The sequence below is a fragment of the Citrobacter braakii genome, assembly GCF_002075345.1.
Taxonomy (GTDB): domain Bacteria; phylum Pseudomonadota; class Gammaproteobacteria; order Enterobacterales; family Enterobacteriaceae; genus Citrobacter; species Citrobacter braakii.
The window spans coordinates 57,569-77,502 of sequence record NZ_NAEW01000002.1; the positions used below are offsets into that span (position 1 = coordinate 57,569).

Here is a 19,934-nt window from a genome sequence, read left to right on the forward strand (position 1 = left end):
ATATAAAAAATGAGTAACCGAACAATAAATGTTAAATCCTTACTGAGGGCTTTTTAGTGGCAAATGCAAACAAACTCACGTTGTTTATCGTGATCTTCATGTTGGCGGGGATCCTGTCAGGGGCGGTGATCCACTCTTATGCCGCCCCCGGCGTAGTGACCGCCTGGGCCGATAATATTACGCTTCTCACCGACATCTTTTTGCGCCTGATTAAAATGGTGATCGCACCTTTAGTATTCAGCACCCTGACCGTCGGTATTATGCGCCTGGGGGAAACGTCCACCATCGGGCGCGTAGGCGGCAAAGCGATGATCTGGTTTATCAGCTCTTCCATACTGTCTATTCTGGTCGGTCTGTTTGTGGTTTCTCTTGAGCAACCCGGAAGCGGCCTGAACCTGGCGATCCCGCTGGAAGCCACTGATACCGGCCTGGCCGTGAGCGGCATGAGCCTGAAAGGTTTCCTGACTCACACCATCCCAACCAGCATAGCCGAGGCGATGGCCAACAATGAGATCCTGCAAATTGTGGTGTTCTCGATGTTCTTCGGTATTGGTGGCGCATCCCTTGGTGAGAAATTCAATGCCCCGCTGGTTGCCGCGCTGGATGTGGTCTCCCACATTATGCTGAAGGTGACTGGCTACGTGATGTACGTTGCGCCGCTGGCCATTTTCGCCGCCATTTCCTCCGTTATCTCCACCCAGGGTTTGGGGATCCTGCTTAACTATGCGTCGTTCATCGGCGGCTACTATGTGGCTATTTTGCTGACCTGCCTGGTTCTGCTGGCGGTCGGTTATGTCATGCTGAAAAAAGAGGTTTTTCGTCTGGTAAGCATGCTGAAAGATCCGGTTCTGGTCGCATTTACTACCAGCAGCTCGGAAGCCGCCTATCCAAAAACGCTGGAGCAATTAACCAAATTTGGTTGCTCGCCTAACATCGTGTCATTTGTATTGCCTATCGGTTATTCATTTAACCTGGTCGGCTCGATGGTTTACTGTTCATTTGCCTCGATGTTTATCGCGCAGGCCTATAACATTCACCTCTCCTTTGCAGAAATCACCGTCCTGATGCTGACGCTGATGCTGGCGTCAAAAGGGATTGCCGGCGTGCCGCGTTCTGCGCTGGTGGTGCTGGCAGCAACCATTCCGAGCTTTAATATTCCGGTTGCCGGGATTCTGTTACTGATGGGTATTGACCACTTCCTGGATATGGGACGTTCAGCAATCAACGTATTAGGTAACGGGATTGCAACGGCGATGCTGGCACAAGATGAAGGTTTACTGGAAGAAGAACCGGAGCTGGTTGAGCGGGAAGCGTAAGGGGAAATCTGCCGGATGTGCTACGCGTATCCGGCCTACAACCGCAATCATTGTAGGCCGGATACGGTATAGCGGTTACGCGACGTGACTGGCGGCAATATCCAGCAGCGCCATTTCTTCGCTATTGAGCAGCTTCTCAATGTTAACCAGGATCAGCATCCGGTCACCCAGAGCCCCCAGTCCCGTCAAGTATTCCGTCGACAGCGTTACGGCAAATTCCGGTGCCGGACGGATTTGTTCCGTTGTCAGCGACAGCACATCCGAGACGCCATCGACCACAATCCCGACCACCCGCTGGCCCAGATTCAGCACAATCACCACGGTGTTTTCGTTGTAATCCACATCGCTCTGGCTAAACTTCACGCGCAGGTCAACAATCGGCACAATCACACCGCGCAGATTGGTGACACCTTTGATAAACGCAGGCGTGTTAGCAATACGCGTCACCTGATCGTACCCACGGATTTCCTGCACTTTCAGGATATCGATACCGTACTCTTCATCCCCCAGCGTAAACACGAGGAATTCCTGACCTGACGGTTCGCCGGCCAGTTTAGTTACATTACTCATACCGGTCATATTATTCCCTTCTCACTCAATCAGGCGGCTGTGATCGCCACACGTTGTTCGCGGTTTAATCCCTGCAATGCAGAGACATCGACAATCAGCGCGACGCTGCCGTCGCCGAGGATCGTTGCTGCAGAAATACCTGGCACTTTGCGGTAGTTGCTTTCCAGGTTTTTGACGACCACCTGGTGTTGACCAATTAACTGATCGACCAGCAGCGCGTAGCGACGCCCTGCACTTTGCAAAATCACCACAATGCCTTGAGTCGCTTCGGTTTTTGCGCCTTCAACCTCAAAGACTTTCCACAGCTCAACCAGCGGTAAATATTCGCCACGCACTTCCAGCACGCGCTCTCCTCCGGCCAGCGGATGGAGATCTTCTTCGCGCGGTTGCAGTGATTCCATAACGGCATTCAGCGGCAGAATAAAGACTTCGTCGGCCACGCGCACGGACATGCCGTCGAGGATCGCCAGCGTCAGCGGCAGCAGAATTCGGATAGTCGTCCCCTGTCCCTGTTTGGACTGGATCTCAACATGGCCCCCCATCTCCTGGATATTTCGCTTCACCACATCCATACCCACGCCGCGGCCAGAGACATCCGTCACCTGTTCAGCGGTCGAGAAGCCCGGGGCGAAGATCAGCATACCGACTTCGTCATCGCTCATGTTTTCGTGGATCGGCATCCCCTGGGAGATAGCTTTGGCGAGGATTCGTTCACGGTTCAGACCGGCGCCATCATCGGTGACTTCAATACAGATATTCCCGCCCTGGTGCTCCGCGGAAAGCGTCAGATTACCGATTGGGCTTTTCCCGGCTTCAAGGCGTTTTTCCGGCAGTTCAATACCGTGATCGAGGCTGTTACGCACCAGGTGCGTCAACGGATCGATGATGCGTTCAATCAGGCTCTTGTCGAGTTCGGTTGAGCTTCCCACCTGTGTCAGTTCGACCTGTTTACCCAGCTTACCGGCCAGGTCACGCACCAGACGCGGAAAACGACTGAACACATACTCCATGGGCATCATACGAATCGACATCACCGACTCTTGCAAGTCGCGGGCGTTACGTTGTAACTGACCCATACTGGTGATGAGATCGCCATGATTGACGGGATCCAGTTCGTTAGAACGTTGTGCCAACATAGACTGGGTGATGACCAACTCACCGACCAGGTTAATGAGCTGATCGACCTTCTCAACCGCTACGCGGATGCTGGTCGACTCGCTGGCGCGGGCGGGTTTGTCGCGTTCCGCGCGTCCGTTTGGCGCTTCACTGGCGGCGGCTTTTGCCGCTGGCGCAACGGCAACCGGCTGCGGCTTCGCGACAACGGCTACCGTTTCTGCTTCAGCTTCAGCTTCAGTTTCAACGGCTACCGGCGCTGCGCTGACGGTTTCGAATTCAATCTGATCAGCTTCAATCACAAAGCACAGCACCGCGATGATGTCATCTTCTGCGAGGTTGCCATCAAGCGTTGCTGACAACGTGTCGCTCCCTTTCACCACATCGGTTAAGGTCGCCAGGTTCCCCAGCTCCTCTTCCAGTAAATCCACTTCATTGGCTTTCAGGCGCGTGAGAATAATGCGTTTCTTGCTCTCTTCACTTGCAGACTCAGGCTGTGCAACCGCCTCTTCCTGCATTGCAGCGCTGTCAACAACGCTCAGTTTTGCGGTGTTGACGACTGCCGGTGCGGTTTCACCTTTCGCTTCGAGCGCTAGCTGTCGTAACGCATTACAAATGTACTCAAAGCTGGCGGCATCCGGCTCCTCTGAGTTTTTATAGGCGTCGAGCTGTTCCTGCATAATATCTTTCGTTTCCAAAAACAGGTTGATAATGTCGGCATTGAGCTGCATCTCGCCACGCCGCGCTTCATCCAGCAGGTTTTCCATCAGATGGGTCGTTTCCTGCAAAATGGTAAAGCCGAAGGTGCCCGCCCCGCCTTTTATCGAGTGCGCAGCACGAAAAATTGCATTCAGCTGTTCGGAATCCGGGGCTTCAGGAACCAAATCAAGCAGGTGTTGCTCCATGTCAGCCAACAGTTCGTCAGCTTCATCAAAAAATGTTTGATAAAAATCGCTTATATCCATGCTCACGCTATCACCTCGGATTGGCTGGTGGCGATGTGGGAACGCTTGCCGGCGGGAGTTCCGCTGGCTGTTGTAAGACACTTACCGGCTCATTCTGGCTTTCAGCGTTTTCATGCAAAATGGCCTCTTCCGCCTGCTTATTGAGAACCAGCAGGCTAATACGGCGGTTGATAGCGTCTTCAGGACCGCGATCGCTCAGACGCATCGTGGCGGCCATACCTACCACACGTAATACTTTTCCATCATCCAGACCGCCGCTAACCAGTTCGCGACGCGACGCGTTAGCGCGATCGGCGGACAACTCCCAGTTGCTATACCCTTTTTCACCATTGGCGTAAGGGTAATCATCCGTATGGCCGGAAAGGCTGATTCGATTAGGAATGCCGTTAAGCACTGGCGCTATGGCTCGCAGGATATCGCGCATATACGGTTCCACCTCAGCGCTACCGGTTTTAAACATCGGGCGATTCTGACTGTCGATAATCTGTATCCGCAGCCCTTCCTGAACTAAATCAATTTTCAAATGCGGGCGCAGCGCACGCAGTTTGGGGTCAGATTCAATCAACTGATCGAGATCGCCGCGAAGTTTGCTCAAGCGGCTTTGTTCCATGCGTTTTCTCAGATCATCGATATTCGGCTGCTTGTTCACCTCTCCCTGCTGCTGGGTGTAATCATCCCCGCCGCCTGGAATTGGACTTTGGCTATTCGAAATACGATTTCCCCCGGTTACCGCAGTAGCCAGCGGCGTACGGAAATATTCGGCAATCTGGATCAATTCTTTAGGGCTAGAGATGGAAATGAGCCACATCACCAGAAAGAAGGCCATCATCGCGGTCATAAAATCGGCGTAGGCGATTTTCCACGAACCATGCGCCCCACCACCGTGACCTTTATGCTTGCGTCGCTTTACAACGATAATGGGATGGGCCTGATTTTTCATGCGTCCTCGGTCGTCTGCTGCGCAGTTGGATTTCTCACCGCACGAACATGCTCTTCCAGTTCGATAAACGATGGACGTTCGCTGGAATACAGAGTCTTACGACCAAATTCGACGGCAATTGGCGGCGCGTAACCATTCAGATTGGAGAGCAGAGTTATCTTCACACACTGCATCATTTTGGTGGTTTCAGCGCTTTTCTGGCGCAGAACGCTGGCAAGCGGAGAAATAAATCCATAGGCCAGTAAAATACCGAGGAATGTCCCTACCATGGCATGTGCAATCAGCGAACCCAGTTCAGCCGCCGGACGATCGGCAGAAGCCAGCGCATGGACAACCCCCATGACCGCCGCCACGATCCCGAACGCCGGTAATGAATCCCCCACCATCGCCAGACTGTTGGCCGGGACTTCGGCCTCACTTTCGTGAGTCTCAATCTCTTCATCCATCAGCGCTTCAATTTCAAACGTGTTCATGTTGCCGCTGATGATCAGACGCAGATAATCGACAATGAAATCAAGCATCACGGCATCAGCAAGAATGCGCGGATAGCTGGCGAAAATTTCACTCTCTTTGGGGTTTTCGATATCGCGTTCAAGCGAGAACATGCCCTGCTGACGTGACTTGGCCATCAGGCGATACAACAGCGCCAGCAGATCCATATACATCGCTTTGGTGTATTTTGAACGACGAAAAAGCATCGGGATGGCTTTCATCGTCCCCTTAATGGCTTTCCCGTTATTGCCGACGATGAATGCCCCAATACCCGCGCCACCGATAATCACCAGCTCAGCCGGTTGATAGAGTGCCCCAAGGTGTCCGCCGGTCATCATGTAACCGCCGAAAACTGTACCAATAACAACCAGGTAACCTAATAAGATAAGCACGACATCATCCTTTCGCAATTGACTATGACAGGATGCGCAGTCGGGCAGTTAACTCGAGGTCAGGACAAAAAAAAGCAGCGGTAATCGCTTACCGCTGCTGGAGTGTTTGTCCACACCGTATCAGTTAAACAGCCTGTTCGATCTGTTCATCCAGCAGTTGTGGAATAATATCGGCAGCATTCTGGGAAAGTTTACGTCTTTTTACGGCGCGTGATGGCGGTTGGCATAAACTGCAGGCAAAGCTGCCTGCGGGTTGGTGAGCGTGGGTAATAAAATTCCCACCGCAGCAATTGCATCGGGACAACTCCAGCAATCCGCTGTCGACAAAACGCACCAACGTCCATGCGCGAGTTAACGCCAGCAGTGGCCCTTCTTCTGGCTGCGGGCACTGCTCAAGATATAAACGATACGCTTTGATCACGGCATCCACGCCGCTGCACAAACCAGTTTTGAGCAGGAATTGCCATGCGTTGCAAAACATCGAAGCATGAATGTTTTGTTCCCATGTCATAAACCAGTCGGTGGAGAAAGGCAGCATCCCTTTTGGCGGAGGGCTGCCGCGTAATTCTTTATACAGCTTGATAAGTCGGCCACGGCTTAATTGCGTTTCGCTTTCCAGCATTTGCAAACGGGCGCCCAATGTGATTAATTCCATTGCTAGCTGGATATCACGCGCTTCCTGAACAATGCTTTTTTCGCTCATCATCAAGCCCTTTTCTTGCGCGCTGCTTCATCGATGTCACTTAACAGTCGCGTTGAAAGCATGATACCGGTATGAATTTGCTGAAGATCGTCAACGCGGGAGTCTTGCGTCAGGCGAGTAACGGTCTGGTGATCGTCGAAACGGAAATGACAGACCAGTTGGTTTGTTTCAGCCAGTTTGACCATTTGTGGAAGTGTTAATGTTGCCAACGTGTCCGCCATTTCTTCGCTGATACCAAGGCGAAACATCGCAGATGCTTTGTCCTGAACGATCAAACGCTGTGCAAGCAATAAATATGACAAATTGATGTCATAGATGTGTTTCAGCAACTCGGATGTATGCATTATTTGCATCCATAATAACCAACATTGTTTTCATGCGGTGAAACCGCACCCCGTGATGTCGCCGGGAAGGCCCGGTAAAAAAAAGCAAAAGGTCAAATACATAGCAGCGTGACGGCACTTACGCGTTGTCTAAACATTCCCTTTTCAGAAAGCCGCGCCCCTTACAAGCTCACATCAATTCTTACAAATGTCTAAGATTTTTCCTAATTCGACGCAACTCTACCCGCCGCCCGTTACACATACAACGTAGCTATGCTGCGAATTTGAAGAATATGTGACATAGATCACATAAACTAGCTAAACACTTAACATAAATCCATCAGCACAGCTTTTACTTTGCATATTTTTTAACCTCAAATTCGCCATTTCAATTCCTGACATACGAATATTCTTGCAATAAAAGCGAATAGTATTTTGTTCACAAACGTTAATATCACCTTGTGAAATAGCGAGCTTGATCACATATTTAATGTAAAACACCATTTCAATTAAATCCTTTATAAACAATGACTTAAATATTAAGGGTGATTAATTAATACCGGGTAGTGATAACCCATTAAATGTTAACTTTTGTTAATTTTTAATTAACACATTGTTTTCATTAGCGGTGAGTTTTACTTAAGTAAGCTGAACGTATTTACAAGTTATATGACGCAATTATTCTATTTATAAGAATAATTAATGAATAACCATGATGACATTCACACTATCCAGGAAGGAAACGTTGCAGTATGGAGTAAGCCGAGCAATGCTGAGAAACCCTCTCATAATTCTTGAAAAAAGGAGCGAGTTATGAGCTATACACACATTCTTGTGGCCGTTGCCGCCACCCCTGAAAGCCAGCAGTTGTTAGCCAAGGCGGTTTCAATCGCTCGCCCTGTCAACGCTCGTATTAGCCTGATAACCCTGGTCTCAGACCCTGAACTGTATAATCAGTTTGCAGCACCTATGCTGGAGGACCTGCGTGAAGTGATGCAAGAGGAGACTCAGGATTTTATCGACAAGCTCAGCAAAGAAGCACAGTACCCCATTGAGCATACCTTTATTACCTATGGGGCACTGAATGAACATATTCTGGATGTATGCCGTAAACACGCGGTCGATCTGGTCATTTATGGCAACCATAACCACAGCTTCTTTTCGCGCGCATCCTGCTCAGCAAAAAGCGTGATCGGTGCCAGCCACGTGGATGTTCTGCTGGTTCCACTGGCTGGAGATTGACCTGCGTTTTCTGAGCGTTACGCCAGTTTAGTGCAGGGAGAAACGTTGTCTGGCAATGGCTGTTTACTCTGACGTTGGATAACTTTTTCCAGATCGCAAATGAACCTCGCCTGCCAGTTATCGATATCGTTTTTAATGATAGTTTCGAGCATCTCAGCGTGGCGGGAGATACGCTCAGCAAGCGGCATCGTCAGAGCCTGGTTTAATGCGCCAGCCACTTCGTCGCGGTCATAAGGATTAACAATAAGCGCGGCAGTTAGCTCATTCGCGGCCCCGGCAAATTGCGATAACACCAGCACGCCGGGGTTGGCAGGATCCTGCGCGGCCACGAATTCTTTCGCGACCAGGTTCATACCATCTCGCAGAGGCGTCACCAGCCCTACATCAGAGTAGCGGAAGATTTTCATCAGCAATTTACGATCAAAGTACTGGTTCAGATAATAGAGCGGCGTCCAGCCCAACTGCCCATATTTACCGTTAATCCTCCCCGCTTCAGTCTCCAGTTGGTGCCGAATATCCTGGTAGGCCTGCACCTCTTCACGCGAAGTTGGCGCTATCTGGGTGTAGCGAATTTTACCGTGGTGCTGCGGATAGTGTTCCAGCAAAGCCTCATAGGCCTGAAAGCGCTCCGGCAAACCCTTAGAATAATCCAGACGCTCAACGGAGAAGATATTCTGCACATTTTTAAGTTCTGCTTTCAGTTGCGCCAGCTTCGGCGGCAAAGGTCCGGAAGCCTGGCGGGCGATCTCATCCGGCTCAATACCGATGGGATAGACCTGGGTACGAAACGCTTTTCCCCATGCGCGGTGGTGCTGCTCGCTCTGAGTGGTTACCTGAGTCTGGGCTGCCAGACAATCCAGAAAAGCCTGACGATCGTTTTCAGTCTGGAAACCGAGTAAATCAAAATCACACATCTGCTCAAGTAGCGTCTGATGTGGGGGTAAGGCATTAAAGATTTCCGGCGTCGGAAAAGGGATATGCAGGAAAAAACCGATACGGTTATTCACGCCGCGTTTACGCAGCTCGCTGGCAAACGGCAACAGATGGTAATCATGAACCCAGATTATGTCGTCATCGTTGAGCAGCGGCAGCAGTTTATCTACCAGCAAGGCATTCACCCGCTGATAGCCCTCCCATGCAGGACGCTGAAACTGCACCAAATCGAGGCGATAGTGAAATGCAGGCCATAAAACCGCATTGGAAAACTGGCAGTAATACTCTTCGTAATCCTGTTCACTCAAATTAAACGAAGCCCAGGTAATGTTGCCACGCGTGACTTTTTTTAATGGTTTGTCCTCATTACCCGTGTCGCCACTCCAGCCAAACCACAGGCCACCAGCAGCCTTCAACGCGCCCAGCACACCGACGGCAAGCCCACCTGCGCTCCCTTTGTCATCGGGTGAGGCGATACGATTAGATACTACGACTAAACGACTCATAGCCACCTCTTCTGTTATTCGTTGCTTTCGATTCTTGCTGCGAAGAGTTAATTTGTTCCAGCCAGTGCCAGACATCACTCACGCCATCCAGACGCCATGTCGCCTGCGTCGCTCCATTCCCCACCTTCACGGAAATGCCCCCTGCGCGATTAACCACGCCAAATCCTGTTTCGTCCGTCAGATCGTCACCAAAAAAAACGGGGATCCGTCCGGCAAAAGGTGCTTCCTGCATAAATGCGGCAATTGCGTCGCCTTTGTTCGTACCCTTTGGTTTTATCTCCACAACGCATTTTCCGTGCTGTAAAGCCAACTGCGGCCATCTGTGCGTAATACGCTCAGCCAGATTAATTAGCGCCGCTTCATGTTCCGGGGCCTGGCGATAGTGCAGTGCGAACGCCATCCCTTTTGCTTCAAGCGTTGTACCCGGCATCGTCGCCAAGGCGGTACTTAATAGCTCTCCTGCTTCGCGTTCTATTGCCGCAGCCAGGCGCACTATATGAGTTTGACCATTGATGTCACGGCGCTCTGCCCCATGCACTCCGGCGAGCGGAAAACGAAAGGGAGTGGTAAGCGCGTCAAGCTCAACCATCGAGCGCCCTGAAATCAATGCCAGCGCACCCGCATTATGCGTCGCCAACTGATGTAATAACTGCAGGATTGTCTGAGGGACAACGACCTGGTCTGGATAGGGTTTGATCTCAGCCAGTGTCCCATCGAGATCAAAAAAATAAGCACAGCTTGCAGATTGTTCAGGGGGTAAGATCAGTGATGCTGTCACCCGGTTATCCTCCTCATCATGGTCTGTACGCCGCGCGGATCGCGCCGTATATATGATGTATGACGGATATAAGTATAGACAGTGTGACCATGCTCGCCATTTGGAAAAACAATCGCCAGCCGGGTAGCGGCTGGCGATGAGCTAAAGCTAGACTAAAAAGTTGGGGTTAAAATCATCAAACAGTACGCTTCGCTTTTTGCTTGTAACGGTCGAAGATCACCGCCGCCAGCAGGATCAGACCACGTACGACATACTGTGCGAACGGAGAGATGTTCAGCAGGTTCATTGCATTCTCAACCGTTCCCAGAATCAACACCCCGGCTACCACATATGAGATTTTTCCGATGCCGCCTTTAAGCGAAACGCCCCCTAACACGCACGCGGAAATCACGATCAGCTCATAGCCGATTGAGGTCATTGGCTGGCCGCTGGTCATACGTGATGCGAGGATAATCCCGGCGATGGCGGATACCAGCCCGGACAGAATAAAGATAATAATTTTGGTACGAACGACCGGAACCCCAGCCAGACGTGCCGCCTCTTCATTCCCCCCAATGGCCAGCGTGTTACGACCAAACGTGGTTTTATTGAGCAGTAAGCCAAAAACGATGAAACAGACGACCGTGATCCAGATAGGTGCCGGCAGACCAAACCAGTTGGCGTAGCCGAGAGTGAAGAAGCGCTCGTCTTCAATCCCTACCGCCTTACCGTCGGAAATAATGTAGGCCAGACCACGCACAATCTGCATCGTCGCAAGGGTCGTGATTAGGGCGTTAATTTTCAGCCGCGCAATAACGAACCCATTCACCAGACCACATAGAATACCGAGCAGTAGCCCGGCAGCCACGCCAATCCACAGGCTTTCGGTCATATTAATGACCACGGCTGTAGTGACCCCGGCGCAGGCAATCACGGAGGCAACGGACAGGTCGAAGTCACCGGATGCCAGGCAAAACAGCATCCCACACGCGACCATACCCGACATCGATACCGCCAGCCCCAGCCCCTTCATGTTGATGAAAGTGGCAAAGTTAGGCACAAAGAGGGAACAAACCAGGAACAGCGCGGCGAACACGACCAGCATCCCGTATTGATCCCAAATACGACCAAGATTTAGCGCCGACTTTGCAGCACCTGAACCCGATGTTGAAACGGAAGACATCATTCTCTCCTTATTCAGGCTACAGCCTGGCTAACTTTTGGCATAGCAAGGCTTAACGCCTGGCGCTCATCCGCCTGTTCATGAAGTAACTCACCGGCAATTTCGCCTTCTCTCATCACCACAATACGGTCGGCGACACCGAGCACTTCTGGCAGATCGCTGGAAGCAAACAGCACGGCCACGCCGCGCGCCGCGAGGGCATAAATCACGTTATAAATTTCATGCTTGGCACCCACATCAATACCGCGTGTAGGTTCGTCCAGCAAAATCACTTTCATCTCTTCCGATAACCAACGGCCGAGGATAGCCTTCTGTTGATTACCGCCGGAGAGGTTCATAATCAGTTGCTCCGCGCCCGGCGTTTTAATATTGAGTGAGCGAATATGGTGATCAGCATTGGTCTCTTCCCAGCCGTTGTTGATCACGCATCCGCCCAGAACATGTTTACGACGGGCACTGATGTTGATGTTGTTACGTACCGAATGGACCGGAATGATCCCTTCAGCCTTGCGATCTTCCGGGCACAGCATCATCCCCGCTTCAATGGCGTGGCTCGGTTTACGGATATCAATAGGCTGTTCATCGATAAACACCTGGCCTGCCGTGATACGCGTGCCGCCAAACAGACCTTTCATTAATTCGCTACGTCCGGCGCCCACCAGTCCAAACAATCCGACAATTTCACCACTGCGCACTGATAAACTGATCGGGGTACGCACGCCTGGGGCTTTGACGTCATGCAAACGCAGGCGCTCTGCACCATAAGGTCTGGATTTCCAGCCATAAATATCACCGAGGTCGCGCCCGACCATCGCCTGCACCAGCGCGTCGTGATCGACCTGCTGCATATCCGTGAACGTTTTGACGTAATGACCATCTTTAAACACGGTGATAGCATCGCTAAGGGCAAAGATCTCCTCCATACGGTGCGAAACGTACAGGATGATGCGCCCTTCGTTGCGTAGCTCACGGATGACGCGAAACAGATTCTCAATCTCGCGCGCTGAAAGGGAGCTGGTCGGTTCATCAAACGCGATAATTTTGGCGTTGCGCGCCAGCGCTTTCGCAATCTCCACCATCTGCCATTGCCCAATGGAGAGGTATTTCAACGGCGTATCGGGATCGATATCCATGCCCAGATGCTTGAGCTGAAGCCCCGCTTCATAGTTCAGCAGCGAGCGGTTCACAATCCCGCCTTTGTGCGGCATCTGTCCTAAATAAATATTCTCGGCAACGGTCATTTCCGGGACGAGATGCAGCTCCTGGTAAATAATGGCAACACCGGCGTTCAGCGCGGCATTGGTGTCCGCAAACGAAACCTCTTGTCCACGGATCGCCAAAGATCCCGTCGTTGGCGCATAGTTGCCGCTGAGAATTTTTAATAGTGTTGATTTCCCGGCACCATTTTCGCCCATCAGCGCATGCACCTGACCGGCATAGCAGTCGAAACTGATATCCGTGAGCGCTTTAACGCCGGGGAACGTTTTGCCAATGCCGCGAAATGAGAGATACGGGGTAGACTGTTGCATAACGTCTCCGTGAGTCAGATCTTTATGCCGGATGCGGCTTTGCCTTATCCGGCCTACTGAGTACGCAATTCGTAGGCCGGATAAGACGCGTGGCGTCGCATCCGGCATTTGTGTTACTTACCGCCTAAGCCTTTCTTCGCCAGTTCTTCTTTAAAGTTATCGCGGGTAATCAGCACCACATCCGTCACTTCAGTAAACGCCGGTGGCTCTGCACCTTTCGTTACCCAGTTGTAGAGCATCTCACTTGATTTGTAGCCGTGAACGTCCGGGCTTGGCAGGAGTGAACCGTAGAACCCGGTCGCTTCGCCTTTGGAAAGTTCGCTCACGGCATCAACGCCGTTGATGCCGATACCAATCACATTCGGCGCTTTGAAGCCCTGCCCTTCGGTCGCACGTACGCCGCCCAGCACGGTGTTGTCGTTCATGCCAACAATCAGCCAGTGTTTGACTTCAGGGTGCTGAACCAGCATGGAGTTAGCGGCATCGAATGCCCCGGGGATATCATTCGATTTTGTGGGGACCTGGTAGATCTGTTTTTCCGGGAAGCCTGCGGCTTTAAGCGCTTCCATTGAACCCGATGTACGGCGACGCGCGGTATCGAGTTCATTCGCGGTAATGGCCATTACGGCTGTGGATTTCACATCCCAACCGCGCTTTTGCATCTCCTTATACAGCTCCTGGCCCTGGCGCTCACCAATTTTGGTTGCAGCCATCATCACCAGCGGCACGGTATCCATCGGCTTACCTTTGGCGTTAGCAAACTGGTCGTCGACGGCAATGACTTTCATATCGTAGCCACGCGCCTTGGCCATAATGGCAGGCCCGAGTTTGGGGTCCGGCGTACAAATCACAAACCCTTTTGCGCCACTTGCAGCCAGGCTGTCGATGGCGTTAAGGGTCTTCTCACCATCCGGGACGGCAATTTTAATCACCTCAAAGCCAAGGTCTTTACCGGCTTTATCGGCAAATTTCCATTCAGTCTGGAACCACGGTTCTTCCGGTTGTTTGACCAGGAAACCGAGCTTCATGGATTCAGCGATAGCGGATTGTGACATAATGGCAGCCAGACCGATGGCAGCCAGCGCTTTAGTGAATTTGTGCATGGTTAACTCCAGCTTTAACGTTCTTTTATGTAGGGTAAAATCAGACGATTTTTTGTAATTCGGACGTAAAACAAGGCATTACCTTTTAGTGATAAGATCAATGCCAGTGCTGAGAGTAGTTTTAGCGGGAAATTGATTCTCCATAAGAGAGCGGCATCACACCACAGAATTACAGTAATTGCGTACATAAATTCAGCGGGAAATGACATAAAAAAACGCGGTTTTGTCGACGGGGAAAAAGAGGGGTAGCAGATTAATCCATAACATCAGCCAACGAATCCTTGTTCCCGAATACCGAAGCATTCGGGAACATGATTACCATCGGTAATAAATGTGGTCAGCGTGATCGCGAACCGGAATGTCATCTCCCAGCAGGCGCGCCGCAAGCGTCAATGCAAAATCGAAAATATGCCCTAACCCTTTGCCGCTAATCAGATTGCCATCTTCAACAACCGGCGCATCGATATATTCCCCGTCCGTGACGTTTTGCCACAGATCTCCTGAGCAAACATAGCGACGCCCCTTCAGCAGACTATTGCCGCCCAACACGCGCGCGGCCGCAGAACATACCGGGCAAATGAGCTTTCCTGCCTGATCATGACGGGATACAAACTGGATGACCGCCTCACTGGCGGCAAGATTAACGCTGCCCTGAGGCCCGCCTGGCAATACGACGGCATCGTAGAGATATGTCTGGCGCGCGGCCAGCGTGCTATCCATCACCATCGGTACGTCATGATAACTCACCACCGCACGTGACTCTGCGCAGGCCAGGGTTTCAACTTCGATATTCAGGCGACGCAGAATATCAAGGGTAACAATCGCCTCCGCCTCTTCAAAACCGGGTGCCAGCAGCACCGCAACCTTCTTCATATGTAACTCCTTGCTTAATCCACATAAACGAAACAATTAATGACGACCAGTGCAGACTGTTAAATTTCTCAATTTGATTAAAACTGATCTGGCGCAAAAAATTAGCCATCAGATAATTTGTACTAATCCATCCCGATCGTGAAATTGCCTTTCAACTTGGGCAGATAATCATCAGATGCCAGACAATACCTTATTGTGGAATTTAATTTTGTGATATGAAACACCATTTCATTATCATGAAAATCATTTAATGACATAAATTTCAACCCCTTACATTCATGTCATCTATATATCAAAACAGCAGAAGCATGAATACTGTTATGACAATATGTAAAAAAACATAAATACGCAGATTTAAGGATTTTCTTATACCAGGGCAAGCGTTATGCTGAATCTCGATCGGAGCGAATATAATTCGTGATCACTAAAGGACCGGCGGAACGGATTTATTCTGCTAACAGTTTTAATTGTACGTAGAGGTGAAGTGCAGCGGCAGCCCGCTGTACTGGCGTGAGTAACGTACATCCCCCTTTCTGGAAATAAGGATATTGATATGGCTGCAGTTGGAATTGTTCATAAACTCAATACACAAATGAATCTCGAGTTCTACGCCTCGAATCTTTACCTGCATCTCAGCGAATGGTGCTACGAGCATAGCCTGACAGGTACAGCCACGTTTCTACGCACGCAGGCGCAAGGTAACGTGACTCAAATGATGCGTATGTTCAATTTTATGAAAAGTGCCGGGGCTAATCCCATCGTCAAGGCCATGGATGTGCCGGGTGATGAACTGAGTTCCCTTGAAGAATTGTTTCAGAAAACGTTGGATGAATATCAACAGCGCTCGAGTAAGCTCTCGCGTTTAACCAATGAAGCTGAAGCATTAAACGATGCGCCAACCATTGATTTTCTTCACGATCTGGAAAAAGAGCAGCAGCAGGATGGCGTGCTGTTACAGACGATTCTTGATGAAGTCCGCAGCGCCAAACGCGCGGGGTTGTGCATGGCGCAAACCGATAAGCACTTGCTCAACGTCGTTAACTACCAGCATCACTAATCTTCAGTTTTCATCGCGTTAATGCCGGATAGCGATGCTGCGCACCTTATCCGGTCAACCTCTGATTTTCCCTGGCACGCGCCTCCCATTCTGCGAGGCGCAAAAAAACCTTTCTAAAACCTGAAACAACGGTTTATTTTAGTGGGATTCATTCTGCGGCGTGAATTTCAACTCGATCAAGGCAACCGCTTTTTGTATTGCGCGCATAGTGACCGGATCGGCCCCTGCAGGATGGCTGGAAAAATCGATGTTTTTCAGTTGGCTGGACATTTTTTCCCGAACTTCTACCGGGGCAATAACATCAAGAACATCCAGAATTTGCTTGATAACCAGCTGACAGGCAACAACGTCCGAGAGCAGTTCCTGATCGGCATTCAATGTTTGGGACATAGTGAGCTCCTTATAGAAAGGTCGTCATAGTACCTATTCAGCGATCGAAACGATAGCCGCGCACACATTACAAATGCGCTGAAAATAAAAAAGGTCCAGTCAGTTTCTTTTGAGATGGCAAGCACAACATGAGTGAACAGTTAGCGGTTGAGAACCAACGCGGTCTTTCCCCGGCAGCATTACTTGTTGCCGGGGCTTTCTTTATGGAATTTATTGACGGCACGGTGATTGCCACAGCCCTACCCGACATGGCCAAAAGCTTTGGCGTGCAGGCGGTAGACCTGAACATTGGTATCAGCGCCTACTTGATCACCCTCGCGGTGCTTATCCCCGCCAGCGGCTGGATTGCGGATCGCTTCGGCGCCCGAAAAGTGTTTACCCTGGCGCTGGCGATTTTTACTCTCGCTTCAGTTTTATGCGGTTTGTCCGAAAGCCTTGAGAGCTTTGTAGCAATGCGAATTTTACAGGGTGTGGGTGGCGCGCTAATGGTTCCTGTTGGCCGTCTCGCGGTACTGCGCACCACGCCTAAACATCAGTTGATCACCGCCATAGCGACCCTGACCTGGCCCGCGTTAGTCGCGCCTATCATCGGACCACCGCTTGGAGGATTCATTACCAGCTATGCTAACTGGCGTTGGATCTTCTTTATTAACGTACCGCTGGGAATTTTGGCGATCGCGCTGGCGCTACGTTTCATCCCGGATATTCATGACGACGAGCACCGTCCATTTGATATAGCGGGTTTTATCGCGACCTCAGTTGCGATGGTTAGCCTGGTGTATGCCATGGAGTTACTGGGAACCCAGCAGCCGCAGGGCTGGCTAACCGCCGGGCTGCTGGCGCTAGGAACCGTGACCTTTCTGTTTGCCCTGCATCATTTTCGTCGCACTACCTGGCCGATGATTCGTCTTGATGCCATGAGCGTCCCTACTTTTCGCGTCACCCTGTACGGCGGGTCACTATTTCGTGCTTCTATTAGCGCTGTACCATTTCTGCTGCCGTTAATGTTCCAGGTCGGTTTTGGCATGAACGCTTTTCACGCGGGTTCGCTGGTTCTGGCGGTGTTTGTGGGCAATCTGACGATAAAACCTGCCACCACGCCGTTGATACGCTGGCTGGGCTTTAAGAAACTGCTGTTAATCAACGGTGCGTTAAACGTCCTGGCGCTGTTGGCCTGTGCATTAATTACGCCGCAGACCCCGGTGTGGGTTATTTTGTTGGTGTTGTATCTGGGCGGCGTGTTCCGCTCAATTCAGTTTACCGGCATCAGCACGCTTGCCTTTGCGGACGTCCCCGGGCCACAAATGAGCTACGCCAATACGCTGTTCAGTACGGCAACACAATTAGCGGTAGGCTTGGGCATTTCATTGGCCGCTATCGGGATCCGTATCGGCGATGAGGTGAGTGAATGGCTGGCGTTAGGCAATATTCCGGGGATCAGTTTCCGGCTGGCCTTTGTCGCTATTGCGATTATTTGTCTGGTAGGTATGGTTGATACGCTGCGGCTTACCCATGATGCTGGAAGCGCGGTTTCTAACAAGAACAAATAGCCCGGCAGGCGAACACCGCCGGGCCAACAGGATTTAGCCAACTATCTCGCGTACAAACGCTTCGATCGCTTTGTCCTGGCAGTTTTCAAAGAAGCACTGCTGGAAGCGCGGACCAGATACGGCGGTTTTTACCAGTTCAGGATCGATAGCGCGCAGAGTGTCCAGATAGTTTTCTTTTACCACCGCTGCTTTCACCTGGTTCAGAATACCCGCGTTACGCACCTGCGGTTCTTTACGCTCTGGTGGATACCCTTCGCCGTTACGACCAGTGAATGCTTTTTCAAACATATAGCGTACATTCAGCTCAGCACCCCAGCCAAAACCTTTGGCGAATGCCAGAGAAAGCGCATTCCCGTTGTTGATCTGAGAGAACAAGAATGCGTCTGCCGGATCGAGACAGTAACCGCACACCACGCCCGGATGTATATTCAGTGACATCATTGCCCCCTGACCCGTACCGCAACCCGTAACCACAAAATCCACGGCTTTGGAATTGAGCAGGATGCTGGCCATAATCCCTAAATGGATGTAGGTCAGATGATGGTCATTTTCGTCGCTCATCCCGACGTTATACACTGGAAAACCTTTCTCATCCGCAACGGCTTTAAGCTCGTTATGAATGATGGCATTTTTGCTTGCCTGGCTGTTTTCCATCATCAATGCAATTTTCATTCTGTAATCTCCTGAATGCGCTGCGGAGGCCCGCTGAAAGTCATAACATTCAGGCCACATTACTATTTTGCAAACTCACTTTCAAATTTAATGAAATTTTGTTTTATAAAATAATGAGGTGCTCACATTTTTCCTGAGACAGCTCAGAATAGCCTCAATAAAATGACGTCGTTGCGATTAATCGCAGGTGATCTTCGGGCTATTCAAGCCATTGATGCGCCACCACATATGCCATGATAGCCTATCTCCGAACTTTCAGAGCGATCACATGAAGACCTTTATCCTTGCCCTTTTGCCGCTCGTGCTGACAGGATGCACTATTACTAAACAGGCGCAGGTCAGCGAAGCCAGTGCCATCACCGGCGTCGTTCGCCTGACCTACAACCAGGCCATGCTACAAACGGCGCGTACCGATGACTACCTTACCCAAGGCACAGCCACCAAAGAGTGTCAGCGCCTGGGCTATGCCAACGCAATGGCGTTTGGTCAGCCGGTATCTACCTGTAGCGTATATGCCGGTTCTCTGTGCTTAAATACCAAAATCACGCTCGCCTGGCAGTGTCACGGCGTTGCGGTATCCCAATCGCCCTCCTTCAATTATTAATATTTTCGACCAGCACATTATTGCTGGTCTTCTGCCTTTTCATTATTTATATTCTCCGCTTAATAGCGTTAATGCGTTTTATTCCCATTCGCATTTTTAATAAATAAATTTATTATTTTACCTTTTGCAAATAATTAAATAACAAATTATAGTGACGCCACGCTAATATATAATAACGTTTGTGGAGCACAACCATGCTGAAAACAGAAATGATCGACCAACTGAATGAGCAAATGAACCTTGAATTATATTCATCTCTGCTCTACCAACAGATGAGCGCGTGGTGCAGCTATCACAGCTTTGAAGGTGCCGCCGCGTTCCTGCGCCGTCACGCCCAGGAAGAGATGACGCATATGCAGCGTCTGTTTGACTACCTGACCGATACCGGCAGCTTGCCGTGTATTAACACCGTTCCTTCCCCCTTTGCTGAATATGCGTCTCTGGACGAACTGTTCCGTGTTACTTACGAACACGAGCAGTTGATCACCCAGAAAATTAATGAGCTGGCACACGCGGCAATGACCCACCAGGATTATCCGACGTTTAATTTCCTGCAATGGTATGTTGCCGAGCAGCATGAAGAAGAGAAATTATTTAAATCTGTCATTGATAAGTTATCGCTGGCAGGGAAAAGTGGCGAAGGTCTTTATTTCATCGATAAAGAACTGGCTACGCTTGATACACAGAATTAATGTTGTGGGGTAATGAAGGCAACCCGCCA

Annotated in this window: 20 protein-coding genes; 6 read left to right on the plus strand and 14 right to left on the minus strand. The window is 50.6% G+C overall.

The annotated features are described in order from the left end of the window. The first annotated feature begins 56 nt into the window (after nucleotides 1-56). On the plus strand, nucleotides 57-1,316 hold the full coding sequence (locus BZK42_RS04635; RefSeq protein WP_016153439.1) for a dicarboxylate/amino acid:cation symporter: 1,260 nt from the start codon (nucleotides 57-59) through the stop codon (nucleotides 1,314-1,316). A 75-nt stretch (nucleotides 1,317-1,391) separates the two neighbouring features. On the opposite strand, the gene cheW is transcribed toward BZK42_RS04635, so the two are convergent. The 6 genes from cheW to flhD form a co-directional block, all read right to left on the minus strand. Further along, nucleotides 1,392-1,895, minus strand: a complete 504-nt coding sequence (gene cheW / locus BZK42_RS04640) for a chemotaxis protein CheW (RefSeq protein WP_080858824.1) — start codon at nucleotides 1,893-1,895, stop codon at nucleotides 1,392-1,394. 20 nt (nucleotides 1,896-1,915) lie between these two features. Further along, nucleotides 1,916-3,970 (minus strand): chemotaxis protein CheA, encoded by a 2,055-nt coding sequence (cheA, locus tag BZK42_RS04645; RefSeq protein WP_016156813.1) that lies wholly within the window; start codon nucleotides 3,968-3,970, stop codon nucleotides 1,916-1,918. Nucleotides 3,971-3,974: 4 nt separating this feature from the next. Continuing rightward, a complete protein-coding gene (gene motB, locus BZK42_RS04650; RefSeq protein WP_016153441.1) occupies nucleotides 3,975-4,904 on the minus strand; it encodes a flagellar motor protein MotB in 930 nt (309 codons plus the stop codon). Beyond that, nucleotides 4,901-5,788: a flagellar motor stator protein MotA gene (gene motA / locus BZK42_RS04655; RefSeq protein WP_016153442.1), complete on the minus strand. Its 888-nt coding sequence runs from the start codon at nucleotides 5,786-5,788 to the stop codon at nucleotides 4,901-4,903. The genes motB and motA overlap by 4 nt, the downstream gene beginning before the upstream one ends. A 124-nt stretch (nucleotides 5,789-5,912) precedes the next feature. Next, on the minus strand, nucleotides 5,913-6,497 hold the full coding sequence (flhC, locus tag BZK42_RS04660) for a flagellar transcriptional regulator FlhC (RefSeq protein ID WP_085951062.1): 585 nt from the start codon (nucleotides 6,495-6,497) through the stop codon (nucleotides 5,913-5,915). Further along, on the minus strand, nucleotides 6,494-6,835 hold the full coding sequence (gene flhD, locus BZK42_RS04665; protein ID WP_016153444.1) for a flagellar transcriptional regulator FlhD: 342 nt from the start codon (nucleotides 6,833-6,835) through the stop codon (nucleotides 6,494-6,496). The genes flhC and flhD overlap by 4 nt, the downstream gene beginning before the upstream one ends. A 792-nt stretch (nucleotides 6,836-7,627) precedes the next feature. On the opposite strand from flhD, the gene uspC reads away from it, so the two are divergent. Beyond that, on the plus strand, nucleotides 7,628-8,056 hold the full coding sequence (gene uspC / locus BZK42_RS04675) for a universal stress protein UspC (protein WP_016153445.1): 429 nt from the start codon (nucleotides 7,628-7,630) through the stop codon (nucleotides 8,054-8,056). Between the two features lie 17 nt (nucleotides 8,057-8,073). Here the strand turns inward: uspC and otsA are convergent, their stop codons facing one another. The 6 genes from otsA to BZK42_RS04710 all read right to left on the minus strand — a co-directional run bounded on the left by otsA (nucleotide 8,074) and on the right by BZK42_RS04710 (nucleotide 14,940). Beyond that, on the minus strand, nucleotides 8,074-9,495 hold the full coding sequence (gene otsA, locus BZK42_RS04680; RefSeq protein ID WP_016156814.1) for an alpha,alpha-trehalose-phosphate synthase: 1,422 nt from the start codon (nucleotides 9,493-9,495) through the stop codon (nucleotides 8,074-8,076). Then, the gene (gene otsB / locus BZK42_RS04685) at nucleotides 9,470-10,273 is read right to left on the minus strand and encodes a trehalose-phosphatase (RefSeq protein ID WP_080858826.1); all 804 of its coding nucleotides are present in this window, start codon (nucleotides 10,271-10,273) and stop codon (nucleotides 9,470-9,472) included. Before otsB ends, otsA begins: the two co-directional genes overlap by 26 nt. Nucleotides 10,274-10,448: 175 nt before the next feature. Further along, complete coding sequence (gene araH / locus BZK42_RS04690; RefSeq protein WP_016153448.1) at nucleotides 10,449-11,435, minus strand: L-arabinose ABC transporter permease AraH; 987 nt, start codon at nucleotides 11,433-11,435, stop codon at nucleotides 10,449-10,451. Between the two features lie 14 nt (nucleotides 11,436-11,449). Next, nucleotides 11,450-12,964: an arabinose ABC transporter ATP-binding protein AraG gene (gene araG / locus BZK42_RS04695; RefSeq protein ID WP_016156817.1), complete on the minus strand. Its 1,515-nt coding sequence runs from the start codon at nucleotides 12,962-12,964 to the stop codon at nucleotides 11,450-11,452. A gap of 113 nt (nucleotides 12,965-13,077) precedes the next feature. After that, the gene (locus BZK42_RS04700) at nucleotides 13,078-14,067 is read right to left on the minus strand and encodes an arabinose ABC transporter substrate-binding protein (protein ID WP_003034602.1); all 990 of its coding nucleotides are present in this window, start codon (nucleotides 14,065-14,067) and stop codon (nucleotides 13,078-13,080) included. Between the two features lie 315 nt (nucleotides 14,068-14,382). Next, on the minus strand, nucleotides 14,383-14,940 hold the full coding sequence (locus BZK42_RS04710; protein ID WP_080858827.1) for a DJ-1/PfpI family protein: 558 nt from the start codon (nucleotides 14,938-14,940) through the stop codon (nucleotides 14,383-14,385). A 553-nt stretch (nucleotides 14,941-15,493) separates the two neighbouring features. On the opposite strand from BZK42_RS04710, the gene BZK42_RS04715 reads away from it, so the two are divergent. After that, nucleotides 15,494-15,997, plus strand: coding sequence for a non-heme ferritin-like protein (locus BZK42_RS04715; RefSeq protein ID WP_016153451.1), 504 nt, complete (start codon nucleotides 15,494-15,496; stop codon nucleotides 15,995-15,997). 138 nt (nucleotides 15,998-16,135) lie between these two features. Here BZK42_RS04715 and BZK42_RS04720 read toward each other — a convergent pair whose 3' ends face one another. Next, entirely contained in the window at nucleotides 16,136-16,387 is a 252-nt protein-coding gene (locus tag BZK42_RS04720; protein WP_016153452.1) for a DUF2766 family protein, read from the minus strand. A 128-nt stretch (nucleotides 16,388-16,515) separates the two neighbouring features. Between BZK42_RS04720 and BZK42_RS04725 the strand changes: the two genes are divergently transcribed. Further along, complete coding sequence (locus tag BZK42_RS04725; RefSeq protein WP_080858828.1) at nucleotides 16,516-17,937, plus strand: MFS transporter; 1,422 nt, start codon at nucleotides 16,516-16,518, stop codon at nucleotides 17,935-17,937. Nucleotides 17,938-17,970: 33 nt separating this feature from the next. Here BZK42_RS04725 and BZK42_RS04730 read toward each other — a convergent pair whose 3' ends face one another. Next, entirely contained in the window at nucleotides 17,971-18,609 is a 639-nt protein-coding gene (locus tag BZK42_RS04730; protein ID WP_016153454.1) for an RpiB/LacA/LacB family sugar-phosphate isomerase, read from the minus strand. Between the two features lie 268 nt (nucleotides 18,610-18,877). On the opposite strand from BZK42_RS04730, the gene yecR reads away from it, so the two are divergent. Together yecR and ftnA are read left to right on the plus strand one after the other, a co-directional pair. Then, the gene (gene yecR / locus BZK42_RS04735; protein WP_080858829.1) at nucleotides 18,878-19,213 is read left to right on the plus strand and encodes a YecR family lipoprotein; all 336 of its coding nucleotides are present in this window, start codon (nucleotides 18,878-18,880) and stop codon (nucleotides 19,211-19,213) included. A 194-nt stretch (nucleotides 19,214-19,407) separates the two neighbouring features. Next, nucleotides 19,408-19,905, plus strand: a complete 498-nt coding sequence (ftnA, locus tag BZK42_RS04740; protein ID WP_016153456.1) for a non-heme ferritin — start codon at nucleotides 19,408-19,410, stop codon at nucleotides 19,903-19,905. The last annotated feature ends 29 nt before the right edge of the window (nucleotides 19,906-19,934 follow it).

Bases quoted from the DNA above. Each gene is read 5' to 3' on its own strand.
- BZK42_RS04700 (WP_003034602.1), bottom strand. From the start codon at position 14,067: ATGCACAAATTCACTAAAGCGCTGGCTGCCATCGGTCTGGCTGCCATT.
- araG (WP_016156817.1), bottom strand. From the start codon at position 12,964: ATGCAACAGTCTACCCCGTATCTCTCATTTCGCGGCATTGGCAAAACG.
- flhD (WP_016153444.1), bottom strand. From the start codon at position 6,835: ATGCATACATCCGAGTTGCTGAAACACATCTATGACATCAATTTGTCA.
- uspC (WP_016153445.1), top strand. From the start codon at position 7,628: ATGAGCTATACACACATTCTTGTGGCCGTTGCCGCCACCCCTGAAAGC.
- BZK42_RS04725 (WP_080858828.1), top strand. From the start codon at position 16,516: ATGAGTGAACAGTTAGCGGTTGAGAACCAACGCGGTCTTTCCCCGGCA.
- motB (WP_016153441.1), bottom strand. From the start codon at position 4,904: ATGAAAAATCAGGCCCATCCCATTATCGTTGTAAAGCGACGCAAGCAT.
- yecR (WP_080858829.1), top strand. From the start codon at position 18,878: ATGAAGACCTTTATCCTTGCCCTTTTGCCGCTCGTGCTGACAGGATGC.
- BZK42_RS04710 (WP_080858827.1), bottom strand. From the start codon at position 14,940: ATGAAGAAGGTTGCGGTGCTGCTGGCACCCGGTTTTGAAGAGGCGGAG.
- otsA (WP_016156814.1), bottom strand. From the start codon at position 9,495: ATGAGTCGTTTAGTCGTAGTATCTAATCGTATCGCCTCACCCGATGAC.
- BZK42_RS04730 (WP_016153454.1), bottom strand. From the start codon at position 18,609: ATGAAAATTGCATTGATGATGGAAAACAGCCAGGCAAGCAAAAATGCC.
- araH (WP_016153448.1), bottom strand. From the start codon at position 11,435: ATGTCTTCCGTTTCAACATCGGGTTCAGGTGCTGCAAAGTCGGCGCTA.
- ftnA (WP_016153456.1), top strand. From the start codon at position 19,408: ATGCTGAAAACAGAAATGATCGACCAACTGAATGAGCAAATGAACCTT.
- cheW (WP_080858824.1), bottom strand. From the start codon at position 1,895: ATGACCGGTATGAGTAATGTAACTAAACTGGCCGGCGAACCGTCAGGT.
- BZK42_RS04715 (WP_016153451.1), top strand. From the start codon at position 15,494: ATGGCTGCAGTTGGAATTGTTCATAAACTCAATACACAAATGAATCTC.
- BZK42_RS04720 (WP_016153452.1), bottom strand. From the start codon at position 16,387: ATGTCCCAAACATTGAATGCCGATCAGGAACTGCTCTCGGACGTTGTT.